The 14,707-nt window shown below is 73.8% G+C and carries 14 protein-coding genes; 7 read left to right on the top strand and 7 right to left on the bottom strand.

Features of this window, described 5'->3' with window-relative positions:
- Positions 1 to 99: 99 nt before the first annotated feature.
- The 3 genes from GT045_RS33935 (at position 100) to GT045_RS33925 (ending at position 3,725) form a co-directional block, all read left to right on the top strand.
- Positions 100 to 735 carry a class II aldolase/adducin family protein gene (locus GT045_RS33935; RefSeq protein ID WP_161297718.1) on the top strand — a complete coding sequence of 212 codons (636 nt, stop codon included), beginning with the start codon at positions 100 to 102 and terminating at the stop codon, positions 733 to 735.
- A 259-nt stretch (positions 736 to 994) separates the two neighbouring features.
- Entirely contained in the window at positions 995 to 2,122 is a 1,128-nt protein-coding gene (locus GT045_RS33930; RefSeq protein ID WP_161336537.1) for an alpha/beta fold hydrolase, read from the top strand.
- A gap of 190 nt (positions 2,123 to 2,312) precedes the next feature.
- Positions 2,313 to 3,725: a hypothetical protein gene (locus tag GT045_RS33925; protein WP_345942837.1), complete on the top strand. Its 1,413-nt coding sequence runs from the start codon at positions 2,313 to 2,315 to the stop codon at positions 3,723 to 3,725.
- A gap of 16 nt (positions 3,726 to 3,741) precedes the next feature.
- Here the strand turns inward: GT045_RS33925 and GT045_RS33920 are convergent, their stop codons facing one another.
- Together GT045_RS33920 and GT045_RS33915 are read right to left on the bottom strand one after the other, a co-directional pair.
- A complete protein-coding gene (locus GT045_RS33920; protein ID WP_161291389.1) occupies positions 3,742 to 4,155 on the bottom strand; it encodes a VOC family protein in 414 nt (137 codons plus the stop codon).
- 88 nt (positions 4,156 to 4,243) lie between these two features.
- The gene (locus tag GT045_RS33915) at positions 4,244 to 5,134 is read right to left on the bottom strand and encodes a neutral zinc metallopeptidase (RefSeq protein ID WP_161291387.1); all 891 of its coding nucleotides are present in this window, start codon (positions 5,132 to 5,134) and stop codon (positions 4,244 to 4,246) included.
- A gap of 313 nt (positions 5,135 to 5,447) precedes the next feature.
- Here GT045_RS33915 and GT045_RS33910 point away from each other — a divergent pair, with 313 nt between their 5' ends.
- From GT045_RS33910 to GT045_RS33895, 4 genes are all read left to right on the top strand, one after another.
- Positions 5,448 to 6,212 carry a hypothetical protein gene (locus GT045_RS33910; RefSeq protein WP_345942836.1) on the top strand — a complete coding sequence of 255 codons (765 nt, stop codon included), beginning with the start codon at positions 5,448 to 5,450 and terminating at the stop codon, positions 6,210 to 6,212.
- A gap of 93 nt (positions 6,213 to 6,305) precedes the next feature.
- Positions 6,306 to 7,904, top strand: coding sequence for a ribosomal protection-like ABC-F family protein (abc-f, locus tag GT045_RS33905; RefSeq protein ID WP_161293133.1), 1,599 nt, complete (start codon positions 6,306 to 6,308; stop codon positions 7,902 to 7,904).
- 335 nt (positions 7,905 to 8,239) lie between these two features.
- Positions 8,240 to 8,461 (top strand): helix-turn-helix domain-containing protein, encoded by a 222-nt coding sequence (locus GT045_RS33900; RefSeq protein WP_010355597.1) that lies wholly within the window; start codon positions 8,240 to 8,242, stop codon positions 8,459 to 8,461.
- Between the two features lie 128 nt (positions 8,462 to 8,589).
- Positions 8,590 to 9,393, top strand: coding sequence for an enoyl-CoA hydratase/isomerase family protein (locus GT045_RS33895; protein ID WP_161336535.1), 804 nt, complete (start codon positions 8,590 to 8,592; stop codon positions 9,391 to 9,393).
- A gap of 190 nt (positions 9,394 to 9,583) precedes the next feature.
- Here GT045_RS33895 and GT045_RS33890 read toward each other — a convergent pair whose 3' ends face one another.
- The 5 genes from GT045_RS33890 to GT045_RS33870 all read right to left on the bottom strand — a co-directional run bounded on the left by GT045_RS33890 (position 9,584) and on the right by GT045_RS33870 (position 14,429).
- The gene (locus GT045_RS33890; protein ID WP_161336534.1) at positions 9,584 to 10,339 is read right to left on the bottom strand and encodes an SDR family oxidoreductase; all 756 of its coding nucleotides are present in this window, start codon (positions 10,337 to 10,339) and stop codon (positions 9,584 to 9,586) included.
- Between the two features lie 5 nt (positions 10,340 to 10,344).
- Positions 10,345 to 12,129: a glycoside hydrolase family 15 protein gene (locus GT045_RS33885; protein ID WP_161336533.1), complete on the bottom strand. Its 1,785-nt coding sequence runs from the start codon at positions 12,127 to 12,129 to the stop codon at positions 10,345 to 10,347.
- Between the two features lie 156 nt (positions 12,130 to 12,285).
- On the bottom strand, positions 12,286 to 13,116 hold the full coding sequence (locus GT045_RS33880; protein WP_202529273.1) for an SURF1 family protein: 831 nt from the start codon (positions 13,114 to 13,116) through the stop codon (positions 12,286 to 12,288).
- Positions 13,117 to 13,132: 16 nt separating this feature from the next.
- On the bottom strand, positions 13,133 to 13,366 hold the full coding sequence (locus GT045_RS33875) for a hypothetical protein (RefSeq protein WP_161293145.1): 234 nt from the start codon (positions 13,364 to 13,366) through the stop codon (positions 13,133 to 13,135).
- Positions 13,367 to 13,433: 67 nt separating this feature from the next.
- A complete protein-coding gene (locus GT045_RS33870; protein WP_161336531.1) occupies positions 13,434 to 14,429 on the bottom strand; it encodes a DEDDh family exonuclease in 996 nt (331 codons plus the stop codon).
- Positions 14,430 to 14,707: the final 278 nt, after the last annotated feature.

Below are 14,707 nucleotides of genomic sequence, written 5' to 3'. Positions count from 1 at the left end.
CGGCAGGACGCGGGACCGGACCCGCAGGACACGCGGCGGCGCACCGTCGGACCGGACCGGCAGGACGCGCGACCGGACCCGCCGGACACGCGGTCCGACGTGGCACGGCTCTGGGCGGACCTGGTCCGCACGGCGTGCCGTACCGTCGCCGACGGGCTGGTGGTCGGCACCTCCGGCAACGTCTCCGCGCGCGTCGGCGATCTCGTGCTGGTCACTCCCTCGGGCGTCCCCTACGACCGGCTCACCCCCGCCGACCTCACCGGCGTCGATCTCACCGGACGGCAGGTGCTCGGCACACTCGTACCGACCAGCGAGCTGCCCATGCACCTCGCGGTCTACCGCACCACCGACGCCCGTGCCGTCGTCCACACCCACGCCGTGCACGCGACGGCGGTCTCCACGCTCGTGCCCGAACTGCCGCTCGTCCACTACATGGCCGCCGCTCTTGGCGGGCCCGTACGGGTCGCCCCCTACGCCACCTACGGCACCGGTGAACTGGCCGGGAACATGCTGCGCGCCCTCGACGGCCGTACCGGCTGCCTGCTGCGCAACCACGGCACGATCACCTACGGCGCCACCCTCGACCAGGCGTACGACCGCACCGCCCAGCTGGAGTGGATGTGCCGCCTGTGGCTGACGGCCTCCTCGGTACCGGGCCTGACACCGACCCTGCTGACCGAGGCACAAGTGGCCGAGGCCGGGGCACGCTTGAAGGGGTACGGCCAACGGAGGTGACCCCTTGCCGAGCAACGCCCTGCCCCGCACCCCCTCGCTCCGCCCCCGGAGAGCACCGCGCGCCACCGCGCTACGGCACGTCCTGCCCCGCCGTCTCTTCCCCTCGCCCGTCCGCACCGGCCGCCGTCTTCCGGTCCCGCTCGCGGCGCTGCGCCACCGTCTTCCGGCCCTGCTCCGCACGCCCGGGCCCCGCCCGCCGGCCCCACCCCGCCCCGCCCTTCCACTGGCCGGGGGCGTGAACCCCCACGACACTGGAGCCGTGCGCACCGTGAAAGCGACCGCCACCGCACTCACCGCCGTCCTGGCCGCCGGCACGGCCTCCGTCGCCGCCGGCCGGCTGGCCAGCGACGCCGCGCTGAAGGCGCCCGCGGGCCGTCCCCTGCCCACGGAACCCCGCCTGACCGTGCACGGCACGGCCGCCGGGCAGATCACACTCACCCGTGACCTGGCCGCCCTGCGCCCCGGCACCTACGGCCTAGCCGGGGACGGCTCCCACGCGGTCGTCGGCCCCGTCCTGGAGGCCGCCGCGCACACCGCCGACACCGTGGTACGGCGGCTGGAACGCGTCACCCACGGCACCCTCACGTCCGGCGACGCGGTGTGGCTCACGCCCAACCTGTACGTCGGCAACCCCGGCACCGCCCTCGGCCTGGACCACACCGACGTCGACGTGCCCGGCGAACTGGGGGACCTGCCCGCCTGGTTCGTGCCCGGCCACCGGGACACCTGGGTGATCGCCCTGCACGGCCTCGGCACCACCCGGGAGCAGACCCTGAACGTCCTGCGCTTCCTGCACGGCCGCCGGCTGCCGGTCCTCGCCCTCTCCTACCGCGGCGACCTCGGCGCTCCCCGCCCGCCGGACGGCCTGAACCACCTGGGCGAGACCGAGTGGCGCGACGCCGAGGCGGCCGTCCGCTACGCCCTCCGGCACGGCGCGCAGCGGGTCGTCCTGCTCGGCTGGTCCACCGGCGCCACCATGGCCCTGCGCACCGCCGAGCGCTCCGGGGTCCGTGACCGCATCGCCGGCCTCTTCCTCGACTCGCCGGTGCTCAGCTGGGAGGCCACGCTGCGCGCCCTGGCCCGGGCCCGCCACACCCCGCAGCCGCTGCTGCCGCTCGCCGTGCGGGCCGCGCAGGGCAGAGCCGGACTGCACGCCGACCGGGTCGCCGAGAGCACCGGTCCCGACCGGCTGCGGGTCCCCACCCTGATCGTCCACGGCCCGGACGACCGGGTCGCCCCCTGGGAGTTCTCCCGCCTGCTCGCCCGGCGCCGCCCCGACCTCGTCGCCCTGCACACCGTCCCGCACGCCCCGCACGCGGCGATGTGGAACGCGGACCCTGACGAGTACGAGGAACGGCTGCGCCGGTTCCTGACCCCGCTGATGTGACGCCCCGGCCCCGGGGCCCGGCCGGCGCCGAGCCCCGGCCGGCACCGGTGCGCAGCATTCCGTTTAAGGCCGTACGGCTGGCCGGATCGCGCCTGCGCCACCCCTTCCACACCCCGTGCGTTGGCCAGCCCCGTCGCCCGCCGTGACATTCCGTTTGGGTTTTCGGACCGTCAACCGGAAGACTGCACCCGTGACGTCCCGTATCCCGCGCGACTCCAGGCTCCGACTCGTCCGACCGCGACCCCTGGCCGCCGCCCCCAGAGCTGTGAACCAGCGGCGCCCAAGCCGCCCCGCACCCCGGCCGCCGGAGGGCACCCCCGCCCCCGCCGAACTGGCCGGAATGGCCCGCACCGGCCTGGCCGGGGCGGCCCGCGTCGCCCGCTGGGCCGACGCGGCCCTCGGACCCGGCCGCGACAGCGCCACCACCGACGGCAAGGCCACCCTCTCCGACGCCACCGCCGAACGCGCCGCCGCCGACCTCGGCCTGAGCGCCGCTCAGATCCGCGCGGACTGGGACACCGCCCGCCTCGCCGGACTCGTCGAGGTGCACGGTGACAGCGCGCGCCCCGGCTGGCGCCTGCGCGCCTGGGACCGGGACGACAGCGCCGTCCTGCGCGGCTGGGTCGCCCTCTTCGACGCCTGGTCGCTCGCCTGCCCCGAACCGGACGGTCACGAGCCGGCCGCCGTCGCCGAGGTCGTCTCGGCCATGCCGCAGCTGCTCTCCTTCCTCCAGCTCTCCGCCGGCCCGGTCCCGGTCGAGCAGCTGCTCGACCTGCTCCAGCAGCGGGTCACCGAACTGCGCACCGAACGCTGCGAGGTCTCCTACGAGCCCGGCACCGGACAGCCCGCCGGACCGCCGGCCCCGGCCGCCCCCGGCGCCGACGCCCCGCTGGCCCCCCTGCTCGACTGGGCCCTGCGGGCCCTCGCCTCCGTCGGCGCCCTCACCTACGGAGACGGCCAGGCCACGCTCACCCCGCTGGGCAGCTGGGCGGTCTGGGTCAAGCTGGAGCAGATCTGCGTGGCCGCGCAGAGCCCGGCCGGCAACATCGAGCAGTCCGCGGAGGACATGCTGCGCGGCTGCGCCCAGCTCCGCCCCAACGCGGCCCGCGCCGAGTACCGCGCCTGGCTCGCCGCCCGCCCCGTCGGCGGCGCCGTCACCCAGCTCGTCGACGCCGCCCGCGGTGACGACGCCCTGCTGCGCGGCCTGGCCTTCGAGGCGCTGCGGGTCGTCGGCGCTCCCGCCGAGCCCGACGTGCGGGCCGTCGTGGACGAGCCGGCGCTGCGGCCGTACGCCCTGCTGTGGCTCGCCGAGCACGACGGTGTCGACCCGGAGGACGCCCACGAGGTGCTCACCCGGGAGGAGGCCACCTGGCTGTGGGTGGACACCGCCGCCGCCGTCGCCGACCACGGTGAGGCGCCGATGCTGGTGCGGCACCTGGAGTCCGCGGTGCAGCCCACCGTGCCCCGGCTGCTCGACGAGGTCCGCGCCGTCGGCCATCCACGCACCGTGCAGGTCCTGGTCGCGCTCGCCGCCGCCCACCCCGACCCGGCCCTGGCCAAGGCCGTGCGCCGGGCCGCGTTCCAGGTGCACACCGGGGGATGAGCGGGGCCGGGGCGGCTCAGGCCCCGATCTCCGGGGCGTAGGTCCCGAAGCTCCAGATGTTGCCCTCGGTGTCCCGGGCCAGGTAGTCCCGCGAGCCGTAGTCCTGGTCCGTCGGGGGCATCAGGATCTCCACGCCGTGCTCCACGGCCCGCTGGTGGTGGGCGTCCACGTCGTCCACCACGACGTACACCCCGGCGGGGCCGGCGCCCTTCATCAGCGCGTCGAAACGGCCGCCGCGGCCCTTGGAGCCGATCATCACCGCGCCGCCGCCCTGGACCAGCTCGGCGTGCATGACCTTGCCGTCCTCCGTCTCGTACAGCGACAGCTCGGTGAAGCCCAGGGCCTCGGTGAGCTGCCTGATCGCCGCCTTCGCGTCCGCGTACAGCAGCGTGGGATAGACGCTCGGCCGCGCGCCGCCCGTGCCTGCCATGCCGATCACTCCTTCGTGCGCGTTCACGCGCCTTCGTGCGTCGGTTCCGCCGTGCTCCCCGAGTCTCGCAGGCGCCACTGACAACGTGTCAGCGGAACGTGTCGCAACGCGCCATGTCACCGGTGCGGTACCCCTGCTGGAACCACTGCTGCCGCTGGAGCGCCGACCCGTGGGTCCAGGTCTCCGGTGTCACCCGGCCCTGGAACCGCTCCTGGATGCGGTCGTCGCCCACGGCCGCCGCGGCGTCCAGGCCGTCCCTGATGTCGGCGGCCGTCAGGCTGGTGATCAGCGGGCGCCCGGTCGACTCGTCGGGCGTGGTCGTCGCGTGGCGGGCCCACACGCCCGCGTAGCAGTCCGCCTGCAGCTCGGTGCGCACGCTGCCGCTGTTCTCACCGGTCAGCCCGTCCTGGGACCGGCCGAGCACACCGAGCAGGTCCTGGACGTGGTGCCCGTATTCGTGAGCGATCACGTACGCCTGGGCGAAGGGGCCGCCGGACGCGCCGAACTTGGACCGCAGCTCGTCGAAGAAGCCCAGGTCCAGATAGACCTTGCGGTCCCCGGGGCAGTAGAACGGCCCGACCGCCGAGGTCGCCGTGCCGCAGGCCGTACCGATCCGGTCGCTGAAGAGCACCGTCGAGGAGGGGGTGTACGTCCGCCCCCGCCGCCGGAACTCCTGGGTCCAGTAGTCCTGCACGCTGTTCACCACGGCCACCGCCCGGCAGTCGTACCTGGTGTTCGCGTCCCGGCCGGTGCGGCAGCTCTGCTGGACCTGGGCCAGCGAGGAGGAGGTGGGCGCGGCCTGGTCGCCGCCGGAGGACAGCCCCAGCTGGTCCGGCCCGACCCCGAAGAAGAGCCCCAGCAGCAGGGCGACGAGGCCGACGATGCCGCCCCCGATGGTCGCCCGGCCGCCGGGGAGCCGGCTGCCGCGCACGTCCTGCACCTCGGAGGTGTCCAGATTCGCGTCGTCGTCGAACTGCACGCGCCACCGCCTTCCGACCGCGCCGCGGCGCGCATCGTCCGAACCCTGGCGTCATCCTTACCCGCTCCACCGCTCTCCACTGCCGGTCAACCGCCGAACGGGTGACCCCCGGCTCCCCACCCGCCCCGCCGCCGACCCGGTGACCCCGGCTCCCCACCCGCCCCGTCGCCGACCCGGTGACCCCGGCTCTCCACCCGCCCCGCCGCCGAACCGGTGACATCCCGTCCCCGCCCGCCCGGCCGCCCTGCCGGTCCCCGGGCCGGTGACTACGCTCGGCACCTGTTCCGGGACGGTGGAGAGCGAAGGGGGCAAGGTGGCACTTCCGCCGGCCCCGGCCACCTCACGACCCACCCCGGCCCCGGCCGCCCCGCGGCACCCGGCTGCTCCGCCGTCGGCCGTCCTCGCCGCCCGCCGTCTCCTCGTCGGCCTGCTGCTCGTCGCCGTGGCCGCCGGGTCCCTCGGGGTGGCGCACCGGCTGCGGCCCGCTCCCTACGGCGACCGGCTCCTGCCCGGCGGGCCGGGGACGTGGGCCGCGCGGGCGCGCGGGGCCGCCGTGGTCGGCTACGACCCGCGCACCGGTGCGCCGCGGTGGCGCTACGCGCGCGCGGGGCACCGCCCCCTGGACGTGGTGCCCGCGCGCGGGGCGGCGATCACGCTCTGGGACGACGGACTGCTCACCGACACCGACGGCCGTTCCGTGCGCTGGCACCGGGCCCTGCCCGACGCGGCCGAGTGGCTGCCCGCCCAGGGCGGCACCGGCGTCCTGCGCCCGCTGGGCCGGGGCATCCTCGGGGTCGTCACCCCGCACCGTGTCACCGCCTACCGCACCGCCGACGGCGATCTGCGCTGGGTGCTGCCCGCCCGCACGGGCTGCGCCTTCCGGCCCGAGGCCGCCCTGCGCCGGGGCGCAGCCCTGCTCCTGGCACAGCCGTGCGCGGACGCCTCCTGGACCGGCCAGCTCGTGGCCCTGGACGACCTGGGCCGGATCGCGCCCGGCCGCACCCCGCTGGGCAACGACCTCCCCGGCCCGCGCCCGGGGCGCCTGGACGCAGGAAAACCGCTTGCCCGGCCCCGTTAGACTGGGGCCCATGGCCTTTCTCCTCGCGCATTAGACGGCGGGAACGTCCTCAGCCGCCCATCCGTCAACCCCTGTCTGCCCTGGAGTCTGTCCGTGATCTCCGCCTCCGGTATCGAGCTGCGCGCCGGTGCGCGCGTCCTCATCGAGAACGCCACCTTCCGTGTCGCCAAGGGCGACCGCATCGGTCTCGTCGGCCGCAACGGCGCAGGCAAGACCACTCTCACCAAGTGCCTGGCCGGCGAGGGCATCCCCGCCGGCGGCACGATCACCCGCTCCGGCGAGGTCGGCTACCTGCCGCAGGACCCCCGTACCGGCGACCTCGACGTGCTGGCCCGCGACCGTGTCCTGTCCGCGCGTGGCCTGGACGTGCTGATCCGCAAGATGCGCGAGAACGAGCAGCGCATCGCCAACGGCTCGGGCGCCACCCGCGAGAAGGCCCTGCGGCAGTACGAGCGCCAGGAGACGGAGTTCCTCACCAAGGGCGGGTACGCCGCCGAGGCCGAGGCCGCCACCATCGCCGCCGCCCTGAACCTGCCCGACCGGGTGCTCGGCCAGCCCCTGCACACCCTCTCCGGCGGTCAGCGCCGCCGTATCGAGCTGGCCCGGATCCTGTTCTCGGACGCCGACACCCTGCTGCTCGACGAGCCGACCAACCACCTCGACGCGGACTCGATCGCCTGGCTGCGGGACTACCTGAAGACCTACCGCGGCGGCTTCATCGTGATCTCCCACGACGTCGACCTGGTCGAGACGGTCGTCAACAAGGTCTTCTACCTGGACGCCAACCGCTCCCAGATCGACGTCTACAACATGGGCTGGAAGCTCTACCAGCAGCAGCGCGAGGCCGACGAGAAGCGCCGCAAGCGCGAGCGCGCCAACGCCGAGAAGAAGGCCGCCGCCCTGCACTCCCAGGCGGACAAGATGCGCGCCAAGGCCACCAAGACGGTCGCCGCGCAGAACATGGCCCGCCGCGCCGACAAGCTGCTCTCCGGCCTGGAGGCGGTCCGCCAGTCCGACAAGGTCGCCAAGCTCCGCTTCCCGGAGCCCGCGCCCTGCGGCAAGACGCCGCTGATGGCCGAGGGGCTGTCGAAGTCGTACGGCTCCCTGGAGATCTTCACCGACGTCGACCTGGCCATCGACAAGGGCTCCCGGGTCGTCATCCTCGGCCTCAACGGCGCCGGCAAGACCACCCTGCTGCGCCTGCTCGGCGGGGTGGAGCAGCCCGACACCGGCGAGGTCGTCCCCGGCCACGGCCTCAAGCTCGGCTACTACGCCCAGGAGCACGAGACCCTGGACCCGGAGCGGACGGTCCTTGAGAACATGCGCTCGGCCGCCCCGGACATGGATCTGGTCGAGGTCCGCAAGGTGCTGGGCTCGTTCCTGTTCTCCGGCGACGACGTCGACAAGCCCGCCGCCGTTCTCTCCGGCGGCGAGAAGACCCGTCTCGCCCTGGCCACGCTGGTCGTCTCCTCGGCGAACGTGCTGCTGCTGGACGAGCCGACGAACAACCTGGACCCGGCCAGCCGCGAGGAGATCCTCGGCGCCCTGCGCACCTACAAGGGCGCGGTCGTCCTGGTCACCCACGACGAGGGCGCCGTCGAGGCGCTCCAGCCGGAGCGGATCATCCTGCTGCCGGACGGCGTCGAGGACCTGTGGGGCTCCGACTACGCGGATCTCGTCGCCCTGGCGTGATCGAATGCCTGATCCACTGAGTATGGATCATTCAGCCGATCCGTGATCCATCATCTGTGTGACATCTCCTCGTATCGAGGTGTGTCGTACACGGATTTTCCGGCCGATCCCTGCACAGTGCAGGGATCGGCCGCTCTGCGTCCCTGACCTGGCACTTCTCGGAAACGCCCGGACGGACCCCTCGATCCCAGCCGTCGGAATTGGCCATTCCGCATGTGGGGATCGACTCCTGTCGTCACAACGATGTCTCACCGACCTTGCCGAATGGGTGGCCATCCCGCCCGGTAGGGGTGATCATGAGGAGACCAGAGCGCACTTCCCATGAGGAGGCACGGGTGGCCGAGACTCTGAAGAAGGGCAGCCGGGTGACCGGCGCCGCGCGCGACAAGCTCGCGGCAGACCTGAAGAAGAAGTACGACTCCGGTGCGAGCATCCGGGCGCTGGCCGAGGAGACCGGCCGCTCGTATGGCTTCGTACACCGGATGCTCAGCGAGTCGGGCGTCACGCTGCGTGGGCGTGGCGGAGCGACCCGGGGCAAGAAGGCCGCTACGTCCTGACTCCGGGCGGCCATCGGCTTCGATGGTGGCCACCCGGTCGGCAGCGTGATCGACCGGGTGGTTACTGTGCAGTCACTTAGCATGCCGTACGGCACTGCGTGACGACCGCACCCCATCGGAGGCGCCCCATGGCTTCGCCCGACCAGGACCTCGCTCCTGTACTCGACAAGGACGGCGTACGGCTCACCGTCGACGACGCGCTCGCCACGGTGACGCTGACCAACCCGGCCAAGCGCAATGCGCAGAGCCCCGCCCTGTGGCGGGCGCTGGCCGAGGCGGGGCGGCTGCTGCCCGGCTCCGTTCGCGTCGTGGTGCTGCGCGGCGAGGGCAAGTCCTTCTCCGCCGGGCTGGACCGTCAGATGTTCACCCCGGAGGGGATCCCGGGCGAGCCGACCTTCATCGATCTCGCGCGCCGTGACGACGCCGGGATCGACGCGACCATCGCCGAATACCAGGAGGCGTTCACCTGGTGGCGGCGGACCGACGTCGTGTCCATCGCCGCCGTACAGGGACATGCCATCGGAGCCGGCTTCCAGCTCGCGCTCGGCTGCGACCTGCGGGTCGTCGCCGACGACGTGCAGTTCGCCATGCGCGAGACCAGCCTGGGTCTCGTCCCCGACCTGACCGGCACCCACCCGCTGGTCGGGCTCGTCGGGTACGCCCGCGCGCTGGAGATCTGCGTGACCGGGCGGTTCGTCGGGGCCGGGGAGGCGGTGTCCAGCGGGCTGGCCAACCTCGCGGTCCCCGCGACGGAACTCGACGCGGCGACGCGTGACCTGGCCGCCGCGGTACTGGCCGCGCCGCGGGACGCCGTGGTGGAGACCAAGGGGTTGCTGCGGGGTGCGGCCGGCCGTTCCTACGAGGAGCAGCGGGTCGCGGAGCGCGCGGCCCAGGCCCGGCGCCTGCGGGACCTGGCCGGTATCGGCGAGTAGCCCTCCGGGCCGCACGGACACGGCACCCCACCCGGCAGCCGGCCACCGGAACGTGCCCCCGGGGCACGCAGCCGCGCCACCGGCCGGACGCGTCGCCGTACTCGGACGACGGCCGCCAGAACCCCGCCCCCCCCAGGGGCGCGGGGAACTGCGCGGCCGGTCCGGAGCCGCCGTACCCGGAGGACGGCCCTCAGAACCCGTGCCGTGTCCCTCCGTCCACCGGCACCATGACCCCCGTCATGTAGGACGCCGCCGGTGACAGCACGAACGCGGCGGCCCGCCCGAACTCCTCCGGCCTGCCGTACCTCCGCAGCGGGATCCGCGACTCGTTGGCGGCCCGGGTGGCCTCGGGGTCGGCCGACAGCGCGTCCAGTTCCCGCATGCGGTCGGTGGCGATCCGGCCCGGCAGCAGCCCCACCACCCGGATGCCCCGCGGCCCCAGCTCGTCGGCGATCGACTTGGCGAACCCGGCCAGCCCCGGCCGCAGCCCGTTGGACACGGTCAGTCCCGGGATCGGCTCGTACACCGACCCGGACAGCACGAAGCCGATGACACCGCCCTCCGCCAGCTCGGCCGCCGCCGCCCGGGCGATCCGCACCGCGCCCAGGAAGACCGACTCGAACGCGGCCTGCCACTGCTCGTCGGTGTTGTCCGCGACGAAGCCCGGCGGCGGACCGCCCACACTCACCAGCACCCCGTGGAAGCCGCCGAAGCGCTCCCGGGCGGCCGCGATCAGCCGTTCGGCAGCTCCGGCCTCGGCGTTGTCCACGGCCACGCCCACCGCGTTCGGGCCCAGTCCGGCGGCGGCGTCGGCCACCCGCTTGTCGTCCCGGCCGGTGATGACCACCTTCGCCCCGTCGGCCACGAGTTCCCGCGCGGCGGCGTTGCCCAGTCCCCGGGTCGCCCCGGTGACGACGTACACCCGGTCCTTCAGTCCAAGATCCATGGCCCCTATCCTGCCTCGTCGTGCCCGTACAGCGTCAGAGCGGTGTTCACCAGGCCAACATGGCTGAACGCCTGCGGGAAGTTGCCGAGCTGGCAGCCGTCGAGGGGGTCGTACTCCTCGGCCAGCAGGCCCACGTCGTTGCACAGGCCCACCAGCCGGTCGAACAGCTCGCGGGCCTCCTTCGTCCGGCCGGTCAGATGCAGCGCGTCGGCCAACCAGAAGGAGCAGGCCAGGAAGGCGCCCTCGCCGCTCGGCAGCCCGTCGACCAGCGAGTCCTCGGTGTCGTAGCGGCGGAGGAAGCCGTCGTGGCCGAGGCCCTCGCGGATCGCGTCGACCGTGCCGACCACCCGCGGGTCCTCCGGCGGCAGGAACCCGACCCGCGGGATGAGCAGCAGCGCCGCGTCGAGTTCGCGCGAGCCGTAGTACTGGGTGAAGGTGTTGCGCGCGGCGTCGAACCCCTTGTCGCACACCTCCCGGTGGACCTCGTCCCGCAGTCTGCGCCAGCCCTCCAGGTCACCGTCCAGCTCCCGGTGCCGCTCCAGCGTCCGCACGGCCCGGTCGGCGGCCACCCACACCATCACCTTGGAGTGCACGAACGGGCGCCGGCCGCCGCGCACCTCCCACAGGCCCTCGTCCGGCTGCCGCCACGCCGACTTCAGGAACGTCATCAGCGAGCGCTGCATGGCCCACATGTGCGGGCGGGTCGGCACCCCCGAAGCGCGGGCCAGGGACAGCGAGTCCATCACCTCGCCGTAGACGTCCAGCTGGAGCTGGTCGACGGCGCCGTTGCCGATGCGGACCGGGGCGGAGCCGGCGAAGCCGGGCAGCCACGGCAGCTCCGTCTCCGGCAGCCGCCGCTCGCCCGCGACGCCGTACATGATCTGCAGATCGGCCGGGTTGCCGGCGACCGCGCGCAGCAGCCAGTCCCGCCAGTCCTCCGCCTCCTGGCGGTAGCCCGCCGCGAGCAGCGCGCCGAGGGTGAGGGTGGAGTCGCGCAGCCAGCAGTACCGGTAGTCCCAGTTGCGCACGCCGCCCGGCTTCTCGGGCAGCGACGTGGTCGCAGCGGCGACGATCCCGCCGGTCGGGGCGTAGGTGAGGGCCTTGAGGGTGATCAGGGAGCGGACGACCTGGTCCCGGTACGGGCCGTCGTACCGGCACCGGCGGGCCCAGCGCCGCCAGTCGGTCACACTGCTCTCCAGCGCCTCGTACGGGTCGGTGAGCGGCGGACGCCTGTGGTGCGAGGGGTGCCAGGTGAGCACGAACGCGACCCGGTCGCCCTCGGCGACGGTGAACCGCGAGTGGGTGCAGTAGTCCTCGCCCCAGGTGTGCACGTCCGGCTCGGCGCGCAGCCAGGCGGAGTCCGGTCCGGCGACGGCCACCCGGTGGCCGTCCGAGCGGCGCACCCACGGTGTGACCGAGCCGTAGTCGAAGCGCAGGCGCAGGGTGCTGCGGACGGTGACCCGGCCGCTGACCCCCTCCACGATCCGCACCACGTCGGGGGCGCGGTCGCGCTGCGGCATCAGGTCGGTGACGCGCACCGTGCCGTCGCCGGTCTCCCACTCGGTGTCGAGGAGCAGGGTGTCGGGCCGGTAGGCGCGGCGGGTGCAGGTGCCGGCACCCTCGGGGGCGATCCGCCAGTGGCCGTTGTCCTCGTCGCCCAGCAGCCGGGCGAAGCAGGCACCGGAGTCGAAACGCGGCAGGCACAACCAGTCGATCGAGCCGTCCTTGCCGATCAGGGCCGCGGTCTGCTCGTCCCCGATGAGGGCGTAGTCGTCGATGCGCGCGTTCACGGGATGCCGTTTCCCGGCGGACCGGAGGGCCAATCAGGGCGGCAGCCGGGGGAGTGATCCGGGCCGCGGGCGGCGGGCTCGCACTGCGGGGGGAGTGATCCGGGCTCCGGGCGGCGGGCTCGGACCGCGGCCCCCCCGGGGGGCAATGATCCGGCTTCAGACCGCGGCCGGTTCGCTCTCCTCCGGCTGCGGCTGCGCCGCGGCCTCCTCCCGGTCGCGGACCTCGCGCCGGACCAGGAACCACCAGCCGACCGGGACGGCCGCCGCGAACAGCCACCACTGGAGCATGTACGCGTAGTTCAGCGGGGCGTCCTCGCTGCCCGGGTCGGAGACCTGCTCGGGGGAACCGCCCCTGGGCTCGGGCGCGGTCTGCTGGAGGTAACCGCCGAGCACCTCCGCGCCGAGCCGCCGCGCCTCCTCGGCGCTGTTGATCAGCATGATCTGCCGGTCGGGCAGGCCCTCGACGTTCTTGATGCCGCTCGCCGCGGTCGTCTCGTCGGCCATCAGACGCCCGGTGACGGTGGTCCGGCCGGCCGGCGGGGCGGGGATCTTCGGGAACGCGGTCTGCACGCCGTTCGCGGGGATCCAGCCGCGGTTGACCAGCAGTACCTTGCCGTCCGTGAGGACGAACGGGGTCAGGACGTGGAAGCCGACCTCGCCGTCGGAACTGGTACGGCGGCGGACCACGACCTCCTTCGCGGTGTCGAAGGTGCCGGTCGCGGTGACCGTGCGGTACTTCTCGGCGCGGGTCACGGAGTGGCCGGGGGAGGTCAGCCGCTCGACCGGGACCGGCTCGGCGTGCAGCGCGGCGGAGACCAGGTCGTTGCGCGCGGTGCGCTCCTCGTACCGGTGCTGCTGCCAGAACCCCAGCCTGATCATCGTCGGGATCAGCGCGATCGCGACGAGTGTGAGGATGACCCACTGGCGGGACAACAGGAAGCGGTAGCGGTGCACCCCACGACGGTACCTCCGAGCCGTGGGGTGCATTCATGCGGGTACCGGGTCACACCCGGTCGACGAGGCCCGTCTTCCCTTCGGCGCGGGCGCAGTGGGCACCGCAGTACCACGCGCCGTCGGCCTCCACGCCCTGTCCGATGATCTGCACCCGGCAGTGCTCGCAGATGGGGGCCATGCGGTGGATCGCGCAGGAGAAGCAGTCGAACACATGGACCGCGCCCTGTGCGTGCACCTCGAAGGACATTCCGTAGTCGTTTCCGCAGACTTCACATTTCGCCATGCGCCACAGGGTGAGTCGTCGGCGCGGGCGCGGCGAGCGGGGTCCGGGTGAGTCGTGGGTCAATCACTCATTCGTACGATCGCCCGTCGGCTGGCTCGACGTCCCTGAGCAACTGCCCGAACGCGGCCTCGTCCACGATCGGCGTGCCGAACTGCCGGGCCTTGACCGTCTTGGAGGTGCCCGAGTCGGGGTCGTTGGTCACCAGCAGGCTGGTCAGCCGGGAGACGCTGGTGGCCACGTGCAGTCCGGCCTCGACGGCCCGGTCCTCCAGGAGGTCGCGCTCGGTCGACGTGTCGCCGGAGAAGGCCACCCGCATGCCCTGTTTGAGGCTTTTGCCGTCTTCGTAGCGGCCAGGGTTGGGATAGGGGCATGTGGGCCGTTTGCGGGACGGGCGCCAAGTGCCGGGCCGGTAGCCGCCGTAGCCGCCCGTGGACTGCCGGGGCACCGGCCGGTCCGACCACTCCGTCAGCGGCCGGCACTCCAGCAGCGGCAGCCGGACCCCGCCCGCCGCCGCGGCCCGCAGGCTGGGCCGGAACGCCTCGGCCAGCACGCGCGCGTCGTCCAGCGCGTGGTGCGCCCGCTGCTGCACGACCCCGAAGTGCGCCGCCAGCGACTCCAGCTTGAAGTTGGGCAGCGGCAGCCCCAGCTCCTTCGACAGCGCGATCGTGCACAGCCGCTGGCGCACCGGCGCCTCACGCCGTGCGCGCGCGTACTCCCGCGCGATCATCTGCCAGTCGAAGACGGCGTTGTGCGCCACGAGCACCCGGCCGTCCAGCCGGGCCGCGAACTCCTCGGCCACGTCCCCGAACAGCGGGGCGCCCTCGAGCACCTCGCTCGTCAGACCGTGTATCCACACGGGCCCCGGATCGCGCTCCGGATTGACCAGCGTGTACCAGTGGTCCTCGACCTCGCCGCACGCGTCCAGCCGGTACACGGCCGCCGAGATGATCCGGTCGTCCCGGGCCAGGCCGGTGGTCTCCACGTCAACGACCGCGTATCCCTTCGGATACGCGGCCGGCCACTGGGTGGGGGAGGACACTGCGGTCGCACGGTCTTCGAGCATGGTCATTGAGGATACGGGCCGCGACTGACAGCGCGGTCCCTCAGGTCCCGTCCGGGCGACCCGGGATCGCCCCCTTGCTCGGTCACCGCGCACGTGCGCGGACGGGCGCGGGCGTCCCCCGGGATGGGCGTCGCCGGGGACGGGCGCGGGCATTGCGGGGGACGGGTGCGGGCATTGCGGGGGACGGGCGCGGGCACTGCGGGGGACGGGCGCGCGCATTGCCGGGGGCAGGCGCGGGCGTTGCGGGCGGGTGCGGGTGCGGGTGCGGGTGCGGGTGC

It is taken from the genome of Streptomyces sp. SID486 (assembly GCF_009865385.1).
Lineage (GTDB): Bacteria > Actinomycetota > Actinomycetes > Streptomycetales > Streptomycetaceae > Streptomyces.
This window is presented reverse-complemented; position numbering and strand designations above follow the sequence as displayed.

Coding starts and splice junctions, on each gene's coding strand:
- GT045_RS33920 (WP_161291389.1), bottom strand. CDS start 4,155: ATGGCAGGCACGGGCGGCGCGCGGCCGAGCGTCTATCCCACGCTGCTG.
- GT045_RS33895 (WP_161336535.1), top strand. CDS start 8,590: ATGGCTTCGCCCGACCAGGACCTCGCTCCTGTACTCGACAAGGACGGC.
- GT045_RS33890 (WP_161336534.1), bottom strand. CDS start 10,339: ATGGATCTTGGACTGAAGGACCGGGTGTACGTCGTCACCGGGGCGACC.
- GT045_RS33880 (WP_202529273.1), bottom strand. CDS start 13,116: ATGCACCCCACGGCTCGGAGGTACCGTCGTGGGGTGCACCGCTACCGC.
- GT045_RS33875 (WP_161293145.1), bottom strand. CDS start 13,366: ATGGCGAAATGTGAAGTCTGCGGAAACGACTACGGAATGTCCTTCGAG.
- GT045_RS33870 (WP_161336531.1), bottom strand. CDS start 14,429: ATGCTCGAAGACCGTGCGACCGCAGTGTCCTCCCCCACCCAGTGGCCG.